We start from the raw sequence: 19338 nt of genomic DNA on the forward strand, positions 1-19338 counted from the left end.
CGTCGGCGCCCGCCGGGAGCCTGCACCGGATGCGGCTGGGGAGGTGTGTGATCGTCGGCAGGGTCGTGCAGGGCCACGTCATGGCGCCCGTCGGCGTACTGGGCGGGGTACTCGGGAGAGCGGTCCGCCTCGGCGGGCGGCAGTGCGAACACCGCGCGCGGTCCCGCCTCCTGGGCCGCCGCACGCTCGGCCGCGGCGGCCAGCGCCCGCCGACGCCGCCCGGTCGGCTGAGCGGCTCCGCCACCATCGGGGTTCCCGCCCGCACCCGTACTCGTACCCGTGTCCGGAGTGGGCGTGGAAACGGGGGAGGGAGAGGGCGCCGCGGGCAGCGCGGCCGGCAGGGCCTGTCGGCCGCCGCCGTCCTGGAGCGCACGCCGTCCGTCGACGGGCGTGGGCACGCCCTGCGGAGGCACGGTCTGCCCGAGTCCCGTGGCCGCGGCACCGGCCGCGTGCTCGGCGGCGGTCACGACCGCGCCCTCGGAGACCCCACCGTCCGCCGAGACGCCACCGCCCTCGACGGGGCTCGGCCGCCCACGCCTCCGTCCGGTTCCACCGGTCCCACCGGTCCCACCGCTGTCCTCGGAACCGCCCTCGTCCGCGGAGGCCTGAGCAGGCAGCGCCAACTGTTCCCGGTCCCCCGCGGCGCGCCTGCGCCGCCCGGTGGGCACAGCCGTCTCCGTGGCGGGTCCGACCTCGCTCTCCAGGAACGCGTCGACGGAGGCGCGCCGAGCCCGCCGACGGCCGCCGCCCTGCGGGGAATCCTGCTGCCGGTTGCCCCCTTGCGGGGAGCCCTGCTCGGGCAGCGCGAGAGCGGAACCGACCTCACCGGAGCCCGTTCCCCCAGCCGGACCAGCGGCCGAACCAGGGGCGGAACCAAGGGCCGGACCGGCGGCCGGGACGGACCCGGCCCCGCCCCCGATGGGCACTTCGAGGACGAAGGCGCTGCCGCTCATCCCGGGGACCTCGTGCGTCTGCAGCACTCCGCCGTGCGCACGCACGATCCCGCGCACGATCGGCTCGTGCACCGGGTCTCCCCCGGTGTAGGGCCCGCGCACCTCGATCCGTACGCTCTCACCGCGCTGCGCGGCCGCCACGACGACCGTGTTGTCCATGTAGCCGCCGGCCGAGGCCGGCGAGTTGCCCGTGGAGTCGACGCCCGCGACATCCGCGATGAGGTGCGCGAGCGCGGTCGCGAGGCGCTGCGGGTCGACCTCGGCCTCGATGGGCGGCGCGTGCACGGCGAACTGCACGCGTCCGGGCCCGATCAGCTCGACGGCCCCGTCGACACCGGCGGCGACGACCGCGTCCAGCATCACTTTCGTACGGGTGACACCCTCGGTGCCCGAATCGAGGCTCTGGTAGGCGAGCACGTTGTCGACGAGCGTGGTGATGCGCGCGTAGCCGGCCGACAGGTGGTGCAGCACCTGGTTGGCCTCGGGCCACAGCTGCCCGGCGTCGTCGGCGGCGAGGGTCGCGAGTTCACCGCGCAGCTGGTCGAGCGGTCCGCGCAGGGAGCGTCCCAGCACCGCCAGGAGCTGTTCGTGCCGCGCGGACAGTGCCTCGTAGCTGTCCTTCTCGCGCTCGGCGAGGGCCGCGTACCGGTCGTCCCCGGCGGCCAGCTCCTCCTCGTGCTCCTCGCGCAGCCCGGCGAGCACCCTGGCGTGCTCCTCCCGCAGCGAGGCCAGCTCTTCGGCGTGTGCCTGGGCGGCTTGCGCGAGTTCCTGCTGGTGACGCTCGGCCTCGGCGTCCTTCTCCTCGGCGAGCGCGTCGTACGGCCGCCGGTCCGTGAACGTCATCACGGCCCCGACGAGCTGGTCGCCGTCCCGAACCGGCGCGGTGGTCAGGTCCACCGGCACCCTGTCGCCGCTCTTCGACCACAGCACCTGCCCGCGCACCCGGTGCTTGCGCCCGGAGCGCAGGGTGTCGGCGAGCGGCGACTCCTCGTACGGGAAGGGCTCGCCGTCCGCGCGCGAGTGCAGCATCAGCGGGTGCAGTTCCTGCCCGCCGAGGTCGCTGGCCCGGAAACCCAGGATCTGGGCGGCGGCGGGGTTGACGAGGACGACCCGTCCCTCGGTGTCCGTGCCCACCACACCCTCGGCGGCGGCACGCAGGATCATCTCCGTCTGCCGCTGCGAACGCGCGAGTTCGGCCTCCGTGTCGACGGTGCCGGAGAGGTCGCGTACGACGAGCATCAGCAGCTCGTCGCCGGTGTAGCCGTAACCGTCGTACGCCTGCTGCCCGTTCTCCAGGTTCGCGCTCGTGACCTCGACCGGGAACTCGCTGCCGTCGGTGCGGCGGGCGATCATCCGGGTCGGCCGGGTGCGGCCGCTCTCGTCGACGGTCTCGGGGCGCCGCATCGTGCCGGGGATGAGCCGGGAGTCGAACTGCGGCAGCAGATCGAGCAGTCCGCGCCCGACGAGCGCGGTGCCCGGGGCCTCGAAGGCCTCCAGGGCGATGGTGTTGGCGTTGACGACCGTTCCGTTGGCGTTGACCAGCACCAACGCGTCGGGAAGCGCGTCGAGTATGGCTGCGAGGCGAGCAGCGCCTCGGGATGGCCTGCTGCTCACGAGACGCTTCCTCCCTGTTACCGCACCTTGCCGATCGCGGTAGCCATCTTGCCAACGGGTCCGCGACGTGTCACGCGGGGGAGTCTACGGGCAGTGGTTGCGCCGGCGACGCCGGATGAGAGGGAGGTCGCACGTAGAGGGGACGCAGAACAGACGCAGAAGGCACGGAGAACCTGTGACCGTGCGTTTCGCCGCCCCCGCCCGTCGGCCGAACCAATGAGCCAGCTGTGCCTCGCCTGAGCGTCCGTCCACGTCCACAGGCACTCATACGCCCGTTACGCCCATACGCCTACGCGCCCAGATCGGGAAGTACGGGGACGAGGGCGTCCCAGCGCGCGATCTCGCAGCCGTCACCGCGCTGGTACGTCGCGTCGACGGGACGCCCTGCCCAGGTGCCCGTGACGTGGGCGGTGGCCGGACCGCCGTACTGCATCGTGCACATCCCGCCTTCCCGCGCCGGTGCGAACGGGCTCTCGCCCCACGAGGTGTTCCGGTCCAACTGCTCGCAGGCGGCCCGGGCGTCGGGATGGCTGCCGCCCGCCGGATGGCAGTCGAGCTCGAACGTCCCGTCCTTGCCTTCACCCGCCTCGCTCACCGTCACGGTGAGATGGTCGCCGTCGTCCGCCCCGAGTGCCGGCGGCGGCATGAGCGGAAACGAGTCCGCGTACGCGACCGGCGGCGCGGCGGACAGCGCGGCGAGGGACGCGGCGGCGGAGGCGACGACGGTGAGGGCGATGCGACGCAGCATGGGGGCTCCACGGGGTGCGGGCGGTTCCGTGCGGAACTCGGGGAGCCGGTGGCTCTCCGCGGGTGGCTCTCCGCCGGGGGGCGGGTGCCCCACTGCTCTAACGCCGTCCGTCGCATGACGATGCGCCGCAGGCTAAGGCTTTGCTCTCGGACCTTTCCGCCTAGTACCGTGGGGACCGATTGGTGACAGCCCGCTCGGCTGTGTCATCATCTGCACGCACCATTCGCGCTCGCGCGGACGGTTGTGCTGGAGGCGTCGCCTAGTCCGGTCTATGGCGCCGCACTGCTAATGCGGTTTGGGACGCAAATCCCATCGAGGGTTCAAATCCCTCCGCCTCCGCGGAAGATCAAGAAGCCCCGGTCACCCGTGACCGGGGCTTCACCCGTTCCGTGACCGTGACCGTTCTTCCTTGATCGTTCGCGGGGCTCCACGGGGCGGCGACAGGGCCCGCCTTCAGGTCGTTTCCGCAGGTCAGGCTGGGTGCGGCAAACGGATTTCGCCTCACGCCGCCAGTCATGTAATGTTGTTCCCGCAACGCCGACCGGGTAGAAAAGTCCGGAAGGAAGAGCAAACACAACAGAACACACAAGCACTCGTAGCTTAACGGATAGAGCATCTGACTACGGATCAGAAGGTTGCAGGTTCGAATCCTGCCGAGTGCACAGCAGCTCAAAGGCCCCGGAGTGATCCGGGGCCTTTGGCGTTTCAGAGGCGTACAGCAGCGAAGTACAGCAACCGTGTCAGCCGGTACCGCCCATGGCGTCGGACAGCTGGCCGATCGCGGCACGCACCTGCTCTTCGCTCGCTTCGGCGTAGACCTCCATCGTCATGGCGATCTGCGAGTGCCGGAGGATACGCTGCGCCACCTTCGGGTGCACCTTCAGCGCCACCAGGAGCGAGCTGCACGTGTGCCGAGTGTTCCGCAGCGGGATGACCCGGAGCCCGGCACGGCGAGCACGCAGCGCGAACATGCGGGTCATGTTGCCCGGCTCGATCGGCGTGCCGTACTTCGTAGTGAAGATCAGCCCATGACTGTCCTGCCAGACCTCCCCGGCGGCTTTCCGGTCGCCAGCCTGCTGAGCACGGCGCATCTGCAACGCCTTGAGGCAGAGCGCCGGCAGAGGCAAGAAGTCGTCCGAGTCCTCCGTCTTGGTCTCACGGTGCAGGATCTGCCGCCCCGCGCGCTGAATCTGGTGATCGACGTACAGTTCCCCCCGCTCGAAGTCGACGGACTTCCACGTCAGGCCCAGGACCTCCCCGCGGCGGAGCCCGAGGCACAGCACGAGGACCCAGGCCGCGAAGAGGCGATCGTCCCGAGCGGCGGCATCGGCAAGGAACCGGCCGGCCTCAGCAACGGACCACGGCTTGATCCGGCGACGACGAGGCTTGGGCACCTTCACGAACGACGCCACGTTTTTGCTGATCTCCTCTTCGGTGACCGCATGGGTGAGCGCAGCCCGCAGAGCGTCGCGGGAACCCTGGATCACTCGCCGGGACGGGTACGACTCGCAGCAGTCACCGACTGCGCAGCACTTCCGGCGGGGAGCTTCCCGCTTGGCGTCCTTCCCCTGCGCGCAGCACTGACAGACGGTCGCCAACTCGGTCAGCCACTCGCGCACGTCCCGGACTGTCACCTTGTCCAACCGCTTCGCGCCCAGGTACGGGGCGATGTAAAGGCGCACGTAACCCTCGTACGAGACGTACGACAGGGGAGCCAGAGTGGGCTTGACGATCGAGTCGAGCCAGTACGCGAGGAAGGCGGACAGCGTCCGATGACGAGTGGCGACCGGACCCTTCTTTGCCTCCGCGTGGAGCGCGAGCCACTTCTCATGGACCTCTTCGCGGGTCTTGCCGTACGCGTACTTGCGGGCCCGCTTGCCGTCCGGCTTGGTCACCCAGACGTAGGCCGCGTACCCCTTCTTGTACGGGTAGATCAAGTCCGGCTGCGCTCCGCTCCGCCGGGCGCGCTTCCCGGCTCCGCTGCCCTCCGCGCTCCTGCCTTCGGCCCGTGCTGCGGGTGCTGCGCCGACGCGCGCCCACGCGTGGATAGGCCGGGTCGACGAGTGGCGAGCACCGTACGAGCGCAGTCACGGCCACGGACATGCCTCCGGCGGGGGCGCTCCGACTCCGGGATGGAGGGGGCGCCGTTCGCGGGTGCCGGCCGAGTGGGGCGTGCGCGGGGAGCTCCCATCCTGTCCACCGCCGACCCAGGCAGAGCCGAGCAGTCGCGGCCCAGGGCGTCAAGGTCGTTCGTACAGTGGCGCGCTCCACCTTGATGCCCTGAACCATGCCCGCTCCACGGTGTGTGGGTCGACGGCGGACAGGATGGGAGCTAAGGAGAGTGGTGGGCTGAGGTTGAAGGGTGGGCTTCGCACTATTTTGTGTGACCCTCGACACTGTTCAAATTAGCGCAAATGCCATCAAGTTAACCTGACACTACATGTGTCGACTAGTGTATGTGGGCAGATTTGTCAGGGTGATGTGATACGGCAATGAGTTCCCGCAGGTCAGCGAGTTGACGTCTGAACGCTCAAGTTAGGCATTGTTAGGCTGAGTTAGGCGTAGGTGAGACACCGTGCTCACGTTCGCGACTTGCAGGTGACGAGCACCGGTTGTCGGGGGTGTCCCATATCGTATGAAGCACCAACACCGAAGGACGCGCCCGCCTTTGGGAAGAGGCTCCGGGCGCGTCCTTCTGACAACCAAGGAGGACTATGCCCATCCCGGGTCTCGGTGGACTGTCGGTGCTTGACACCCACCTTCTTTCAACTCTCGCACGAGGGACTGACAGCTGCAAGAAGATCATGCTGCCGCTGGCTCTAGTCGCAGCGTGCGTGATCAATGGCGACACGGCGTCTGGCGTTCTGCGTCAAGCCACTTGGCTGGTGGTTGCTGTGAGCGTGCTTGTCGTCGTGCAGGCGATTGCCTTGCGTCTCCCGCAGCCGTGTGTCAAACCCATCGATACTCCTGACACCAACGGCTGACACCAACAACCGCGTACGAAGGCGGATTGAGGCGGACCGCGGCGACCAGTCCTGGGCTGCTACGCCACCGAGCACTAGGCTCATTAGGGCGCCTCGATCGACCTGATAAGGATGAGGTCCGTCCGCAAGCGATTGTGGGCGGGCCCGTCCCATAGGATCTGTTTGAAGCTGCACTCAGCTCGGCACTGCTGCCGGGTCTCGTGCTGCCCCTCTCCGTAGCCATCATCTGCAAGGTTCTGGCATCGAGGTTGAGCACCAACGACCAGACCATGGAGACAGGCGATGAGGAGAACCGTATGGCTGATGAACCGAAGTCGAGCAGGATGAAACAGTGGGCGAGCGCCCTTTGCGACGTACTGGGAGACCTTGCAGTCGGCTTCGCGGGCGGGGCAGTGTCGAGCTGAGTGCAGCTCCTCTTTGCTGTACAGCAGCGAAGTACAGCAACCGATCCCGTCCGGAGCCCTTAAGGGCCCGAAGCGCGGCCCGTAGGCCCGTGGCTGACCGATCTATTTAGAGCTACGGATCAGAAGGTTGCAGGTTCGAATCCTGCCGAGTGCACAGCAGACCAGAGGCCCCGTGGAGGAATCCACGGGGCCTCTGGCTTTTGCGTTGACGGCGGTGTCTGACGGTAACCGTGGATCGCACGGTGGCAAGGCAAGTGCTCAGATCACCGCCTTTCGTCTCATCTGTTGCCATCCTCTCTCTCGTTCCGATAGAACCCGATACGCGCGGATCATCACGCCCTGGCCGCTGCTGAAGGTGACGTGCGCGCCGCCTTTCTGGCGGATGCCTCGGCTGGGCGAGTAGTTCCGCACCCCCGGCGGGGCTCCCGGGGATCGATCACGTGAACCAGGGGGGTATCACTGCATTGGCAATGACCAAGGGTGAAAAAGGATGGTTCGGTGGCGTAATTGCTTTGGCCGTGGTGCTGTTCCTCCTTCTACTCAGCTCTTGTGGCGACGACTGTGACGACGCGGCGTCGGCGCCGGATGCGACGGTCACTGTCACGGCCGCTCCGAGCCCGGCCGGGAGCCAGGTCGGGAAGAGCATCGATAGCGCCGTGGAGCAGGCTCGGCAGGCCGGGCTGAGCGTTGGGATCCACGACGCCAGCGACCGGGACGAGGCTCCGCGCGGGGACTGGACGGTGTGCTTCGAGAAGGCGACCTTGAGCGATGTCGTCTTTGCTGCCGTGCCGGACGAGGCACCGTGCCCGAAGAAGGATGGTCAACGCATTCCCTGGCCCAGGATGCCGAACGTGGAGGGGACTACGTACGCCAAGGCAGTGGAGGAGTTGGGGGATGCCGTTGGTGAGGTTGCCGTTGAGGCCGCCTACGAGGACGAGGCGGCCGACGACACGAACAACAAGAACGGTGACTACGCGAACTGGAAGGTGTGCTTTCAGAGCGTCAAGGCTGGGACCGCCCTGCCGTATGAACCAGATGTCACCCTGCACGCCGTGAAGAACGGCGAGGTGTGTCCTTCGGCGAAGGGGCTCTATAAGGACCCCACGAACGATCCGGATTACGTCGACCCCGATTACGTCGCCCCCGACGACGGATCATCTGAAGACGACGGCAGCGGTAGCGGCGAGGAGGATTACACCCCCGGCGACAAGGGTGGATGCCCGCCTGGTGGTTGCTACAACCCATGTCCGCCCGGAGGCTGCCGGTAGGGCGCAAAGGCCATGATCATGCGGGCGTCGGCCTGTTCGTGGAGGAGTGACGCGCAGGTGTGCCGCAGGCCGTAAAAGCGAACCTTGCGGACGCCGGCCCGGATCGACAGTGCCTCGAAGGAGCGGTTCAGGTTGCGCGACTCGATGGGGGTTCCGTTCTCTGTGGTGAACACGAGCCCCGACCCCGTCCCCTTCCAATGGTGGCCTGCTCCCTTCCGGTCGGCGAGTTGCTGAGCGCGCTGAGCCCTGAACGCGGTCACGCACTCGCCAGGCAGGGCCACGCGGCGGTCCGAGCGCTGTGTCTTCGGCGTGACGAGCGGCAGTTCACCGTCGATCCGCTGTAGGGCCTGCCGGACGGCGAGGACGTCTTGGTGGAGGTCTACGTCCGACCGGCGGAGCCTCAGCAGCTCACCGCGGCGTAGGCCGACGCTCGCCCGGGAGTCCTGGGGGCCCTGATCAAGGATTCCGCGATCTGATCAACCGGAACGCTGGCCAAACTTAGGAGTGATCCGTGGGGGTCGCCAGCTTGCTGTCGGCCTCCGCCGTATGGGCCGTGCCGGACGAACGAGATTTGTGGATCAGTTCAGGGCCTTGCCCACCTCATAGATGGTGGGCCGGTCCTCCGGGGCATGGCTGAGCATCGCGTCGATCAGGTCGCCCAGTTCACCGGCTGCCTTCACGGGACGCCGCTGCCCGTTCGCCACCGCCTCTCTCTGTACCGAGCGCGGAGCATCGTCCGGATACTCGACTGCTCGCCAGCCCGTGGCGGAGATGAGCAGGGACGCACCGAGTGCGTAGATGTCGGCCGCTTGCGTGGGCTCCGCCTCTCCGGTCGCGAGTACGCTGCGCGCGATCTCCGGTGCCTCGTAGTGGACCAGGCAGCCGCGGAAAGGGAAGTCGTATCCCTGGGGCACCCGCCCACCCCGAGCAAGGGCGAGATCGATGAGATGGGTGCGTTCAGGTCCGATGATGAAGTGGGCGGGCTGAATGTCCCCGTGGGCCCAGTCCTTCGCGTGCAGTTCGGCCAGTGCTTCGACGCATCCCAGCGCCGCGCTGGCGTGCGGTGCGATGGATGAGTCCCGCTTACGGCAGGGTTCCCACAACCGATACAGGTCTGGGCCTTCCCGCCACGGCTGGAAGTTCCAGGTTCCCTGCTCCCACTCGCCGTACGCGACGTCCTCGAAGCCGAGGCGATGCAGAACAGCGCCCTCGCGCGCGGGTGCCAGGGCGGTCCAGGGCTGCGCAGCCCAGTCGGCTGTGGCCTCGATCGGATAGCCGACTTTCACGGCGTAGTGGCCTCGGAGGTTTTCGACTTCCCAGACCACGGAGCCCCGGCGGTTGATGATCAGATGGTGAGCCGTGGGCGTGAGCGCATCTCGCAGCACGACCGGTAGCTCAGGGGTCGAGCCGGACAAGGTTTTTCTCCTTCCTGGCGACACGGCCGACCACGAGTAGAGGCCGGCCGTGCCGACGCTGTCGTGAGTTACGCCTGACCGTACGGTCGGCCGCAGTCCGAGTCGCACTGCGCGAGGTTCTCGCCGTTCACGGTCCACAGGTCGTCGAAGACCATGAACCCGGCGGCTTTCATGGCGTGCGCCGAGGCAGCGACCACCTTCGGATCACGGCTCCCTCCACCCGGCTTCGGGTTGTGGTGCAGGAAACGTCCTGCGTATTGCTCGCACAATCCGGCGTACTCCTTCGTGTGGAGGATGAGCGCGTGCAGGCCGAGGTCCACGTCGTCCGACGGCACCATGGTGACGGTGGCGGTCGCCGCGGTGACGAGGAACGCGACCGCCTGGTCCGCGATCCGCTCGGCACGCTCGGGCGACTGCCCGTTGTGGACGACCACGAAGTGGGCGAGGCTCTCGAACAGGTCCTCGCCAGCCACCATTCGGCCAGTCCTCTGGTCGTTTGCTGTTGCCGTCATACGTATCTCCTGGTGTGAGGGGGTGAGCGGTGAGCAGCTCCCCCCGGCCGCCGAGCTCGGCTCATAGACGACCGGGAAGAAGGCTTTGAGGCCGACCTCGAACGGGGACGGGAAGGCGGGACATGGCACCCGTTCGGCGCGGCCGGTCTATTGGCCGGTGTCGAGGGCCATGTCGATCACCAAGCGCACGAACCACTGATGCAGATGATGAACAGGAGCCCGGTACAGCGGCCGACGGCGCGCATCACAACCCGACCCGGCTGTTGTCGTTCTTCACGGCCAGGCGCGCGCTCAGTTCCTCTCGCGCGCTGAGTGCCGCCACCTTGTCCGGCATGGCGTCCCACTCCCTGCCGCCTCCGATGGGGCGTATCTGCGTACGGCCGCCGACCTTGCCCATGACAACGCCGATGCGTCCACGGGCACTGTCTTTCGCCAGTTCGCCTATGCCTGGTCTGGTCTGCTGATTGCTCGCCATGCAGAGGAGCATCCCGATCCGGGCACCTCTGCCAAAAGGTCAGGCTGATTACCCAACTTGGGTAATATCGCGGCAGGTAGCGAACCAGCGACGTTGCGTAGCCTTCGCAGTGTGGGAGCCTCCCTGATGCCCCGAGTCGACCAGCCGCCGGAACTGCCCGCGCGGTTACTCACCGATCCCGAAATGATCGATGCGTGTCGCGTACGGGACTTCGCTGTGGTCTTCCGACTGGTGAAAGCCAGAGCCGGCATCTATCCGTCGATGATCGCCAGGCGATGTGACCTGACTCCGAGCCGAGTCGGCGAAGTGATCGCCGGACGGCGCCAGCTGGTACACATGGACGTCATCGAGCGCATCGCCGACGGCCTACGCGTTCCGGGACACATGCTCGGACTTGCCCGGCGGCCCTGGGAGACGCCTCAAGTTCTCGTCGTCACCGACCGCGAAGCGTTTCCGGCACCGGAGCTGGAGCAGCAGACACCCGCGTCTCTGCCGGGCCCGGACGTGGACAGCATCTTGGCCATGGCCACTCGGACAAGCCTCAGCGCGGCTACTCTCGCGGCGTTCCGGTCCTCCATCGAGGACTACTGGCGACGAGACAACCAGCATGGTGGAGAAGCCCTGAGGCTGGCCGTCGTCGGTCAGCTCCGGTACGTGGCCGGGTTGATGAAGGAGAACCGGCCGCCGTCCATCCAGCACGGCCTCTACAGCATTGCCGCCGAACTGGCACGCCTCACCGGCTGGATCTACTTCGACGCCCGCCAGTACAACCAGGCCCGCACGTACTTCAGCGAGGCCCTGCAACTGGCCAAGCACATCGATGACCGACAGTTCATGGCCAACGTCCTTGCCTGTATGAGCTTGCAGGCCACCTACCAGGACAAGCCCGCGGACTCCCTGGCGCTTGTCACCGCCGCGCAGGACCAGGCCCGCTCGGCCCCCGACACCACTCCGCGTGTTCTGTCGATGCTGTCCATGCGCGAAGCCTTTGCCCACGCCTCTCTCGGCAGCCAGACCTCCACCCACCGGGCACTCACGGAGGCGCACCGCCAGTTCGAGCAGACCCGGACGAGCGATCCGGACCCGTCATGGGTGACCTACTTCGACGAGCCGAAGCTCATCGTGGACACGGGCATCGCCCATGGCCGGCTGGGTGAAGCGGCGACTGCCGAACCTCTGATCGCGGACGCCTTGCGCAGGGAAGACCGCGCCAATCAGCGCGGTCGTGCGTTTCACGCGTTCTGGCTGGCTCGGACGCAACTGGACCAGGGCAAGCTCGACCAGGCGTGCCACACCGCCACGCAAGCTCTGGAGTCCGCGTCGACCGTGGTGTCCGAGCGGGTGACGGGCCACCTCAGGGAGTTCTATGGCCAGTTGGCTCCCCACAGGCAAGAACCCGTGGCCCTGGCCTTCGAGGCCCGGCTACGGGAAGTCCTTCCACCGGTCAGCGGATCGTTTCATCCATGAGCAGGTAGAGCAGGCCGACCAGAGACCCACTGCTCACGACCTCACGGCGGTCGATCATGCCCCTTACTTCTCTGAGGGGGACCCACTCGATGCGGTCGGACTCGTTTTTCTCCGTGGGCGGTCCGGAGTAGGTCGCGCCGTCGACGCGGAAGACGTGGTGCTGCGAGTCGGTGATGCCGTTGGCCGGCTCGGCATAGAGCAGAGGCTTGATGGGGCCAGGGCGCCAGCCGGTCTCCTCCAGCACTTCGCGCGCCGCCGCTTCCTCCGGGGTCTCGCCCTCTTCCACCAGGCCCATGGGGAGCTCCCATGCCCACGAGTTGGTGATGAAGCGGTGCCGCCACATCATCAAGACCTCTTGGCGGTCGTTGACCACGGCAGCCACGGCCAGGTGCCGAAGACGAACAACGTGGTACTCCCAGCGGCGCCCGTCCGGCTGCTGAACATCCACCAACCACAGGTTCACCCAGGGATTGTTGTAGATCTGGCGCTCACCGTGGGTCTTCCACTCCATGTCTGCGGCCCCTCTCGATCGGTCTCCAGGATCTCAGACCGGTCGAGAGGAGGGCGGGGGTTCCCCTCTTTTCGCGTCACATTGACGAGATGCGCAGCGAGTCACCTGCACTCGGATGGGAAAACAAGCGTCAGACAGGAAAAGCCCCTTGGTGGAGACGAAGGACGCTACTGAAGCTTCAGCTTGGCAAACTGCGGGCTTCGGGCCATCGCAGAGGTGCGGCCCCTGCTCGCTGAGCGAGGGTGCACCGGCAGGCCGGGTGTGCGGCTGCGGACCCTGGCCGAGGTCATCGACCATCTCGGTGCCAGCGGAAGACCGGGATTATCGGCGGCACCGAAATCCGGCTCCGCCGACCAGCAGCCGGGCACAAGGACGGGGACAGGTCCATCTCCGGCAAGAACAAGCAGAACGCGGTCAGGCCGTGGTCGTCACAGACAGGGACGGCCGCGTGGGAGCGAGCTATACGTGTGCCGGGTGTTCCGCAGCGGGATGGTTCGGAGCCCGGCACGGCGAGCGCACAGCGCGAACACGCGGGTCGCGTTGCCCGGCTCGATCGGGGTCCGTACTTCGTGGTGGAGATCAGACCGTGAGTGTTCTGCCAGACCTGGGTCGACGGCGGACGGGACGGGAGTGGCTGCAAGGGCGAGTCGGTACCGTAACCGGCGGATCGATCCAGGAGTGAGGTGAGGGCTACCGTGGCCGGCAACGACAAGACGGCTCGCACAGTCCCGTGCCGGTGTGACCGTGGTTCTCGTGCTGCTCGTGGTCGGCTGCAGGCCGGCCGAGCGTCCGCTGGTGGCCGTCGGCAAGGGCCCGGACAGGGACGTACGGGTGCTGCTGCGGCCCTGCTCGGACGACGACCCCATCCGGGAGGTCGTGTTCCTCGGAAGTGACGAGAAGGGCGACGGAGTGGACCGCCCGGCCCGGGACGGCTGGTCGGACCGGCCGCCCGGTTCGGTCACCGGCGAGCAGGAGGTCAGCCTCTTCGACCTCCCGAAGGGCTGGCAGGGCAAGGCGGGTTCCGTCACGGAGCTGGCATCGGACGGGGACTACTCGGTGAGTTTCGTTGTCGGGCCGAACGACACCGTGCGCTACAAGGGCCTCACCAGGTTCACCGGGGTGGACGTCGCGGGCCTGGCGTCCGGGCAGTGGTGGGCCGACGGAAAGGCCATGAGTCGTGCCGAGTTCCGGGCGCAGGCGGACGACGCCTGCTGACGACGCCTGCTGATGACGCCTGCTCTTGAAGCACGGTCGTTGCTGCGCGGGCGGGCTCAGAGTCCCGGGTTCTGGCGGATCTCGTCCAGGTAGTCGGTCATGAGCTTGCCCGTTCTGGTGAACCAGTCGTGCAGGACCGCGATCTCGGCCGGGGAGTAGCCGTCGAACTGCTCGGTCAGGCGGGCGTAATAAGGGCCGTAGAGAGAGGTGACGCGGGCGGTCGCGGCGGGCAGCGCGGCGATGCGTACGCGGCGGCGGTCGGCCGGGTCCGGGCGGCGGGCCACGTAGCCCGCGCGTTCCAGGCGGTTGACGATGCCCGTCATCGCGCCCGTGGTGACGTGGAGGCGGCTCGCCAGGTCGCCCGCCGTGAGGAGGTCCTTGCCGGCCCCGAGGACGTAGCCGAAGCAGGTCAGGTCGGAGACGTTCAGGCCCAGACGCTGCGCCATCTCCTGCTGCGCGACCATGCTCGTGGCGATGAGATGGTCCATCGCCGACAGGGTCTCCGCCGGTGTCGCCGGTGTCGCCGGTGTAACCGGTGTAACCGGGGGGCGGGAGGCGCCTCTCGCTCCGTCGTCCAGCTCGTGGCCGTTCCTCTTCTCGCTACCCGGCATCTGGCCATTCCCTTAGCGTGTGAGATAAATTCCTTACTTGCTAAGAGATTCTAGGCGTCGGGTGGTCGGAGGCACGCACATGAGTGGGCATCAGCATGACGAGGGGCACACCCTTGCCGGGTGGGCCGGGACCGCGACAGCCGTGGTGGGGGCGTCGGTCGCCGGGGCGGGGATGTGTCTCGGGTCCGTGGCCGGGATCGGGCTGGGGCTCGGGGTCGTGGGGCTCAGTGTGCTGGTGACCTGGGGGCTCCATCTGGCCGGGTGGGGCAAACCGTCCGGTATCCGGCCGGTGGCGGAATGGGGCTTGCGGGTACGGGATCGCGCCGCGCGGGCCGGTCATCCCGGATGCGTCGGGTGCCGGCTGGCCGGGCGGCGGGCTTCGGCGGCGGAGGCCGTGAAGAGGGGTGCGAATGGGGCACGGCCACCGGAACCGAGTATCGGCGTCGATGTCAGTGCCTCCGTCTACGCTCGTGAGTGATGGCACAGGTGTGGAAGTGCACGGGGCTGCGGTGGGTCGGGCGTGAGCCCGTGCTGGCGTGGGACGGGGGGCGTCGTAGTGCGTTGTCGTGGGGGAAGCAGGTCGCGTTCGCCGTCGCGGGCGAGGGGGTGCGGCGGTGCGTGGGGGCGCGCGGGCACAGCTGTCTTGTGGGGGCCGCGGTGTCCGGGCGGAGTGTCGGGGCCCGGTGCGAGGAGTGCGCACGGCTGGACCGGGCCCATTCAGTCGCCGCCGACACCATCGCCGACGACCCCCGGCCCTACTCCGTCTATCTGGCCTGGTTCGGACCCGGGATGGTCAAGGTCGGAATCACAGCCGTCGAGCGCGGGTCGGCCCGGCTGCTGGAGCAGGGAGCCGTCGTCTTCACCTGGCTGGGGCGGGGGCCGCTGATGTCCGCCCGGCGCAGTGAGGAGCTGCTGCGTACGGCGCTGGGGGTGCCGGACCGGATCGCGTACGACGCCAAGCGGGCCGTCCGGAGCGCGCTGCCGGAGGCGGGGATACGGCAGGCGGAGGTTCGGGCGCTGTACGCGCGGGCCGTGGCGCTGGACGGCTGGCCGGAAGCCTTGGAGCCGATGCCGTTCGAGGCCGTCGATCACGCGGACGTGTTCGGGCTCGATGGGCTCGCGTCGGCCGTCGGCGTCGTCGGTGAGCTCGCGCCCGGCGGTGTCGTGCGGGGGGAGCTGGTCGCCGCCGCCGGGCCCGATCTGCATCTTCGGACCGGGCAGGGGGTCGTCGTGCTCGATACGCGGCTCATGAGGGGGTGGGAGCTGACCGGTGCGACCGGGCCGGGTGAGGGGGAGCGGGAGGGAGAGCGGGAGCGGGGAGAAATCAGCGTTCCTGTGCGGGGAGTGAGGGGAGTGCGGGAGGCCGGTGGGGTTCAGGACGGGCTCTTTTGAGTTGGGCGAGTTGGGCCGGCTGGGCGACCGAAGGGTCAAGAGATCGATCCCGTGCGGATCCCCTTCGGTAAAGGCTCTGGACTTGGTGCGCCGGCCGCACCGAGAGTGGGCGACATGAGCCATCAGCCCATAGCGCCTGTCGCCGGTCCTGCGTCTGCTGCCGCCTCCGTTGCCGCCGACGCTGCCGCCGTTGTCCCGAGCGTCCCTGTCCCCCTTTCCTCCCCCGCCGTCATGCCCGTCGGCGCGTACGAACCTCCTTACTACGCCGTCGTTTTCACCTCGGTGAAGACGGAGGCGGCCGTCGGGGAGTACGGCGAGACCAACGAGCGGATGGAGGAGCTGGTCAAGGAGATCCCCGGGTACCTCGGGATGGACTACGCCGGTTCACCGGGCGGTCTGTCCGTCACCGTCGGGTACTTCCGGGACGCGGACGCCATCGAGGAGTGGCGGAGCAATGCCGAGCACCGGGCGGCGCAGAAGCGCGGGCGCAGCGAGTGGTACACGCTCCATGTCGCCAAGGTCGAGCGAAGCTATGCCTTCGAGCGGAGTCGTGGGTTTGAGGGCGGACCCGGTGGACATGGCTGACCGGGCGGAGGCGGAGGCGGAGGCGGGGGACGAGACCGAGGACGTACGGCGGTTCTGGGAAGGCCTCGGTCTTCCCGGGCTCGTCGATGTCCACACCCACTTCATGCCCGAGTCGGTCCTGCGGAAGGTCTGGGCGTACTTCGACGGGCTCGGGCCCCTCACCGGCGGCGTCGAGTGGCCCATCACCTACCGGGCCGATGAAAGTGAACGGCTCGGTCTGCTGCGGGACTTCGGGGTGCGCACCTTCACCGCCATGCTCTACCCGCACAAGCCGGGCATGGCCGAGTGGCTGAACCAGTGGGCCGTCGACTTCGCCCGCCGCACCCCCGACTGCCTCCACACGGCGACGCTGTTCCCGGAGCCCGGTGTGGCGGCGTACGTGCGCAAGGCGCTGGACGACGGGGCGCGGGTCTTCAAGGCGCACGTCCAGGTGGGGGCGTACGACCCGGCCGACGAACTCCTCGATCCCGCTTGGGGGTTGCTGGCGGAGGCGGGGACGCCCGTGGTGATCCACTGCGGTTCCGGGCCCGCGCCCGGCAAGTACACCGGGCCGGAGCCGGTCGGGCGGGTGCTCGCGCGGCATCCGCGGCTGCGGCTGGTGTTCGCGCACATGGGCATGCCGGAGTACGAGGACTTTCTGGACCTCGCCGAGCGGTTCGGGGAGGTGCGGCTGGACACGACAATGGCGTTCACGGACTTCAGTGAGGAGTTCGCCCCGTTTCCCCGGCGTGCGCTCCCCCGACTCGCTCACCCCACTGGCCCCACCCGCCTCTCCGGCCTCGGCGACCGGATTCTCCTCGGGACCGACTTTCCCAACATCCCCTACCCCTACATCCATCAGTTGCGGGTGCTGGAGCGGCTCGGTCTGGGAGACGAGTGGCTGCGGGCGGTGTGCCACGACAACGGGGCGCGACTGTTCGGGCTGGCTGGTGGCGGGCGGTCGACTGATGGCGGACTCCCAGGTGACAGGCCTCCAAGTGGCGAGTCTCCCGGCGAGGAGCTTTCCGGCTAGCAGGTAGGTACTCAGTGGGGGTTTCCATGCGTTCCCTGAGAGGTGCCTGTGTGTTTCTCAGGGAAATCACAGCTTCCCGAAAGCGTGTTCTCAGGGCGGCCCAGCAATGTGTTCGCTATGACCACGACCTCGCCCCAGGGGCGCACCGAACTGCTGAGGCCGGACGGGAGCCCCGTCCGCGTGCTTGTGGTGGACGACGAGCTGTCGATCACCGAGCTGTTGTCCATGGCCCTTCGCTACGAAGGGTGGCAGATCCGCAGCGCCGCCGACGGGACCGGCGCGGTGCAGACCGCCCGTGAGTTCCGGCCCGACGCCGTCGTTCTCGACATGATGCTGCCCGACATGGACGGCCTGGCCGTCCTCGGCCGGCTGCGCCGCGAGCTGCCCGACGTACCCGTGCTCTTCCTGACCGCGAAGGACGCGGTCGAGGACCGGATCGCGGGCCTGACGGCCGGCGGCGACGACTATGTCACCAAGCCCTTCAGTCTCGAAGAGGTCGTGGCGCGGCTGCGCGGCCTCATCCGTCGTTCCGGCGCCGCCGACCGCCGCTCCGAGTCGGTGCTCGTCGTCGGTGACCTCACCCTGGACGAGGACAGCCACGAAGTGGCGCGTGCCGGTGACGGCATCCACCTCACCGCGACCGAGTTCGAGCTGCTGCGGTTCCTGATGCGCAATCCGCGCCGGGTGCTGAGCAAGGCGCAGATACTCGACCGCGTGTGGTCGTACGACTTCGGCGGCCAGGCCAACGTCGTCGAGCTCTACATCTCGTATCTGCGCCGGAAGATCGACGCCGGCCGGGAGCCGATGATTCACACCCGGCGCGGCGCCGGGTATCTGATCAAGCCCGCGACGTCGTGAGCGGGCGACGACGGCCGCGTTCGCAGGGACGCCGGCAGCCTCGGGCCCTGCGGACGCAGCGGCGCCGGCAGCCTCGGACCCTGCGGACGCGGCTCGTCGTCTCGGCGGTCGCGCTGATCGCGGTGGTGTGCGCGGTGATCGGTACGGTCACGACGATCGCGCTCCGCTCCCACCTGTACGAGCAGCTCGACGACACGCTGAGGGACACCGGCATGAGGGCGGCGGGTCCGCTGCATCCGGGCGGCGACCAGCCCGGCCCCCGTGGCGACGACAAGCAGAAGAGGACGCTGTCGGAGTTCGTCACCCAGGGTCCGCAACCCAGTGGCACGGTGGCCGCGGAGGTCACGGACGGCAGCATCACCGATGCGCAGGTCGGCAAGAAGACGAAGAGCGACGACGGGATACCGGACGTCGATCCGCAGCCGCTCACCTCGGCGCAGCAGGCCGTCCTCGCGAGTGTGCCGCAGGACGGCGAGCCGCACACGGTCACCCTGCCGGGCCTCGGCGACTACCACGTTCAATACCAGACCGGCGACAACGGTTCGTTCTACGTGGGCATGCCCACCGAGGACGTCACGAACACCCTCAACACCCTCATCCTCGTCGAGGTCAGCGTCACGCTCGCCGGTCTCCTGGCCGCCTCGTTCGCGGGGGTCACCATCGTGACCGTCGCCCTGCGCCCCCTCCGCAAGGTCGCCTCCACCGCCACCCGGGTCTCCGAACTGCCCCTCCACACCGGCGAGGTGACCCTCGACGAACGGGTCGCCGAGTCCGAGACCGACCCCCACACCGAGGTCGGGCAGGTCGGTGCCGCGCTCAACCGCATGCTCGACCATGTCCACGGCGCCCTGCACGCGCGCCAGGAGAGCGAGACGCGCGTACGGCAGTTCGTGGCGGACGCCAGCCATGAGCTGCGTACGCCACTGGCGTCCATCCGCGGATACGCCGAGCTGACCAGACGTGGGAGAGAAGAGACCGGGCCCGACACCCGGCACGCGCTGGGCCGGATCGAGTCCGAGGCCGGGCGGATGACGGGCCTCGTCGAGGACCTGCTGCTGCTCGCGCGCCTCGACGCGGGACGGCCGCTGAGCTACGAGCACACCGACCTGTCCCCGCTGGTCGTGGACGCGGTGAGCGACGCGCGCGCGGCCGGGCGCGAACACAACTGGCGGCTCGAACTGCCCGACGAACCCGCGCTGGTCCTTGCGGACGCCGCCCGGGTCCAGCAGGTCATGGTGAACCTGTTCGCGAACGCGCGCACGCACACACCACCGGGCACGACGGTGACCGCGCGCGTGCGCCGCCAGGGTGCCT

Annotated in this window: 19 protein-coding genes, 2 tRNA genes and 1 pseudogene; 12 read left to right on the forward strand and 10 right to left on the reverse strand. The window is 68.5% G+C overall.

What is annotated here, in order from left to right:
* Positions 1–2567: PAS domain-containing protein (locus tag AOK01_RS33420; RefSeq protein ID WP_157871589.1), on the reverse strand; the 2567-nt coding region annotated here is incomplete at its 3' end.
* Positions 2568–2856: 289 nt separating this feature from the next.
* Positions 2857–3315, reverse strand: a complete 459-nt coding sequence (locus AOK01_RS33425) for an SSI family serine proteinase inhibitor (protein WP_055518327.1) — start codon at positions 3313–3315, stop codon at positions 2857–2859.
* A gap of 248 nt (positions 3316–3563) precedes the next feature.
* On the opposite strand from AOK01_RS33425, the gene AOK01_RS33430 reads away from it, so the two are divergent.
* A tRNA-Ser gene (locus AOK01_RS33430) sits at positions 3564–3654 on the forward strand.
* Between the two features lie 250 nt (positions 3655–3904).
* Positions 3905–3977 (forward strand) — tRNA-Arg (locus AOK01_RS33435).
* Between the two features lie 78 nt (positions 3978–4055).
* Here the strand turns inward: AOK01_RS33435 and AOK01_RS33440 are convergent.
* Positions 4056–5252, reverse strand: coding sequence for a site-specific integrase (locus AOK01_RS33440; RefSeq protein ID WP_055518329.1), 1197 nt, complete (start codon positions 5250–5252; stop codon positions 4056–4058).
* A gap of 777 nt (positions 5253–6029) precedes the next feature.
* Here AOK01_RS33440 and AOK01_RS43830 point away from each other — a divergent pair.
* Positions 6030–6299: a hypothetical protein gene (locus AOK01_RS43830; protein WP_157871591.1), complete on the forward strand. Its 270-nt coding sequence runs from the start codon at positions 6030–6032 to the stop codon at positions 6297–6299.
* 874 nt (positions 6300–7173) lie between these two features.
* Positions 7174–7971, forward strand: coding sequence for a hypothetical protein (locus AOK01_RS33450; RefSeq protein WP_157871593.1), 798 nt, complete (start codon positions 7174–7176; stop codon positions 7969–7971).
* Here AOK01_RS33450 and AOK01_RS42015 read toward each other — a convergent pair.
* The 4 genes from AOK01_RS42015 to AOK01_RS33470 form a co-directional block, all read right to left on the reverse strand.
* On the reverse strand, positions 7938–8435 hold the full coding sequence (locus tag AOK01_RS42015) for a tyrosine-type recombinase/integrase (protein ID WP_281181472.1): 498 nt from the start codon (positions 8433–8435) through the stop codon (positions 7938–7940). The two genes, AOK01_RS33450 and AOK01_RS42015, sit on opposite strands and share 34 nt — an antisense overlap.
* Positions 8436–8549: 114 nt before the next feature.
* Positions 8550–9386 (reverse strand): protein kinase domain-containing protein, encoded by an 837-nt coding sequence (locus AOK01_RS33460; RefSeq protein WP_055518336.1) that lies wholly within the window; start codon positions 9384–9386, stop codon positions 8550–8552.
* Between the two features lie 68 nt (positions 9387–9454).
* Positions 9455–9898, reverse strand: a complete 444-nt coding sequence (locus AOK01_RS33465) for a glycine-rich domain-containing protein (RefSeq protein ID WP_055518338.1) — start codon at positions 9896–9898, stop codon at positions 9455–9457.
* Positions 9899–10142: 244 nt separating this feature from the next.
* Positions 10143–10385, reverse strand: coding sequence for a hypothetical protein (locus AOK01_RS33470; RefSeq protein ID WP_055518339.1), 243 nt, complete (start codon positions 10383–10385; stop codon positions 10143–10145).
* Positions 10386–10499: 114 nt separating this feature from the next.
* Between AOK01_RS33470 and AOK01_RS33475 the strand changes: the two genes are divergently transcribed.
* Positions 10500–11840, forward strand: a complete 1341-nt coding sequence (locus tag AOK01_RS33475; RefSeq protein WP_055518340.1) for an NsdA family TPR-like regulatory protein — start codon at positions 10500–10502, stop codon at positions 11838–11840.
* Here the strand turns inward: AOK01_RS33475 and AOK01_RS33480 are convergent.
* On the reverse strand, positions 11818–12351 hold the full coding sequence (locus tag AOK01_RS33480; protein ID WP_055518341.1) for an NUDIX hydrolase: 534 nt from the start codon (positions 12349–12351) through the stop codon (positions 11818–11820). The two genes, AOK01_RS33475 and AOK01_RS33480, sit on opposite strands and share 23 nt — an antisense overlap.
* Positions 12352–12803: 452 nt before the next feature.
* Positions 12804–12952, reverse strand: a pseudogene (locus AOK01_RS45655) (site-specific integrase); the annotation flags it as partial.
* Positions 12953–13089: 137 nt separating this feature from the next.
* Here AOK01_RS45655 and AOK01_RS33485 point away from each other — a divergent pair.
* Positions 13090–13566: a hypothetical protein gene (locus AOK01_RS33485; protein ID WP_055518343.1), complete on the forward strand. Its 477-nt coding sequence runs from the start codon at positions 13090–13092 to the stop codon at positions 13564–13566.
* A gap of 56 nt (positions 13567–13622) precedes the next feature.
* Here AOK01_RS33485 and AOK01_RS33490 read toward each other — a convergent pair whose 3' ends face one another.
* Entirely contained in the window at positions 13623–14054 is a 432-nt protein-coding gene (locus tag AOK01_RS33490) for a MarR family winged helix-turn-helix transcriptional regulator (RefSeq protein ID WP_055518345.1), read from the reverse strand.
* Between the two features lie 202 nt (positions 14055–14256).
* Here AOK01_RS33490 and AOK01_RS45660 point away from each other — a divergent pair, with 202 nt between their 5' ends.
* The 6 genes from AOK01_RS45660 to AOK01_RS33515 form a co-directional block, all read left to right on the forward strand.
* A complete protein-coding gene (locus AOK01_RS45660) occupies positions 14257–14655 on the forward strand; it encodes an HGxxPAAW family protein (RefSeq protein WP_079103979.1) in 399 nt (132 codons plus the stop codon).
* Positions 14655–15569: a DUF2797 domain-containing protein gene (locus tag AOK01_RS33495; RefSeq protein WP_055518347.1), complete on the forward strand. Its 915-nt coding sequence runs from the start codon at positions 14655–14657 to the stop codon at positions 15567–15569. Before AOK01_RS45660 ends, AOK01_RS33495 begins: the two co-directional genes overlap by 1 nt.
* A gap of 114 nt (positions 15570–15683) precedes the next feature.
* Positions 15684–16154, forward strand: a complete 471-nt coding sequence (locus tag AOK01_RS33500) for an antibiotic biosynthesis monooxygenase family protein (RefSeq protein WP_342671085.1) — start codon at positions 15684–15686, stop codon at positions 16152–16154.
* Positions 16147–17166 (forward strand): amidohydrolase family protein, encoded by a 1020-nt coding sequence (locus tag AOK01_RS33505; protein ID WP_079103980.1) that lies wholly within the window; start codon positions 16147–16149, stop codon positions 17164–17166. The genes AOK01_RS33500 and AOK01_RS33505 overlap by 8 nt, the downstream gene beginning before the upstream one ends.
* A gap of 117 nt (positions 17167–17283) precedes the next feature.
* The gene (locus AOK01_RS33510; protein ID WP_055518350.1) at positions 17284–18024 is read left to right on the forward strand and encodes a response regulator transcription factor; all 741 of its coding nucleotides are present in this window, start codon (positions 17284–17286) and stop codon (positions 18022–18024) included.
* Positions 18021–19338: sensor histidine kinase (locus AOK01_RS33515; RefSeq protein WP_063792906.1), on the forward strand; the 1318-nt coding region annotated here is incomplete at its 3' end. The genes AOK01_RS33510 and AOK01_RS33515, both read left to right, overlap by 4 nt.

The sequence above is a fragment of the Streptomyces aurantiacus genome, from assembly GCF_001418335.1.
Classification (GTDB): Bacteria; Actinomycetota; Actinomycetes; order Streptomycetales; family Streptomycetaceae; genus Streptomyces; species Streptomyces aurantiacus.

Excerpts from the sequence above, each read along its gene's own strand:
- AOK01_RS33490 (WP_055518345.1), bottom strand. The coding sequence starts at position 14,054 with ATGGACCATCTCATCGCCACGAGCATGGTCGCGCAGCAGGAGATGGCG.
- AOK01_RS33425 (WP_055518327.1), bottom strand. The coding sequence starts at position 3,315 with ATGCTGCGTCGCATCGCCCTCACCGTCGTCGCCTCCGCCGCCGCGTCC.
- AOK01_RS33510 (WP_055518350.1), top strand. The coding sequence starts at position 17,284 with ATGACCACGACCTCGCCCCAGGGGCGCACCGAACTGCTGAGGCCGGAC.
- AOK01_RS33505 (WP_079103980.1), top strand. The coding sequence starts at position 16,147 with ATGGCTGACCGGGCGGAGGCGGAGGCGGAGGCGGGGGACGAGACCGAG.
- AOK01_RS33465 (WP_055518338.1), bottom strand. The coding sequence starts at position 9,898 with ATGACGGCAACAGCAAACGACCAGAGGACTGGCCGAATGGTGGCTGGC.
- AOK01_RS33470 (WP_055518339.1), bottom strand. The coding sequence starts at position 10,385 with ATGCTCCTCTGCATGGCGAGCAATCAGCAGACCAGACCAGGCATAGGC.
- AOK01_RS33480 (WP_055518341.1), bottom strand. The coding sequence starts at position 12,351 with ATGGAGTGGAAGACCCACGGTGAGCGCCAGATCTACAACAATCCCTGG.
- AOK01_RS33450 (WP_157871593.1), top strand. The coding sequence starts at position 7,174 with ATGACCAAGGGTGAAAAAGGATGGTTCGGTGGCGTAATTGCTTTGGCC.
- AOK01_RS45660 (WP_079103979.1), top strand. The coding sequence starts at position 14,257 with ATGAGTGGGCATCAGCATGACGAGGGGCACACCCTTGCCGGGTGGGCC.
- AOK01_RS33495 (WP_055518347.1), top strand. The coding sequence starts at position 14,655 with ATGGCACAGGTGTGGAAGTGCACGGGGCTGCGGTGGGTCGGGCGTGAG.
- AOK01_RS43830 (WP_157871591.1), top strand. The coding sequence starts at position 6,030 with ATGCCCATCCCGGGTCTCGGTGGACTGTCGGTGCTTGACACCCACCTT.
- AOK01_RS33475 (WP_055518340.1), top strand. The coding sequence starts at position 10,500 with ATGCCCCGAGTCGACCAGCCGCCGGAACTGCCCGCGCGGTTACTCACC.
- AOK01_RS33500 (WP_342671085.1), top strand. The coding sequence starts at position 15,684 with ATGAGCCATCAGCCCATAGCGCCTGTCGCCGGTCCTGCGTCTGCTGCC.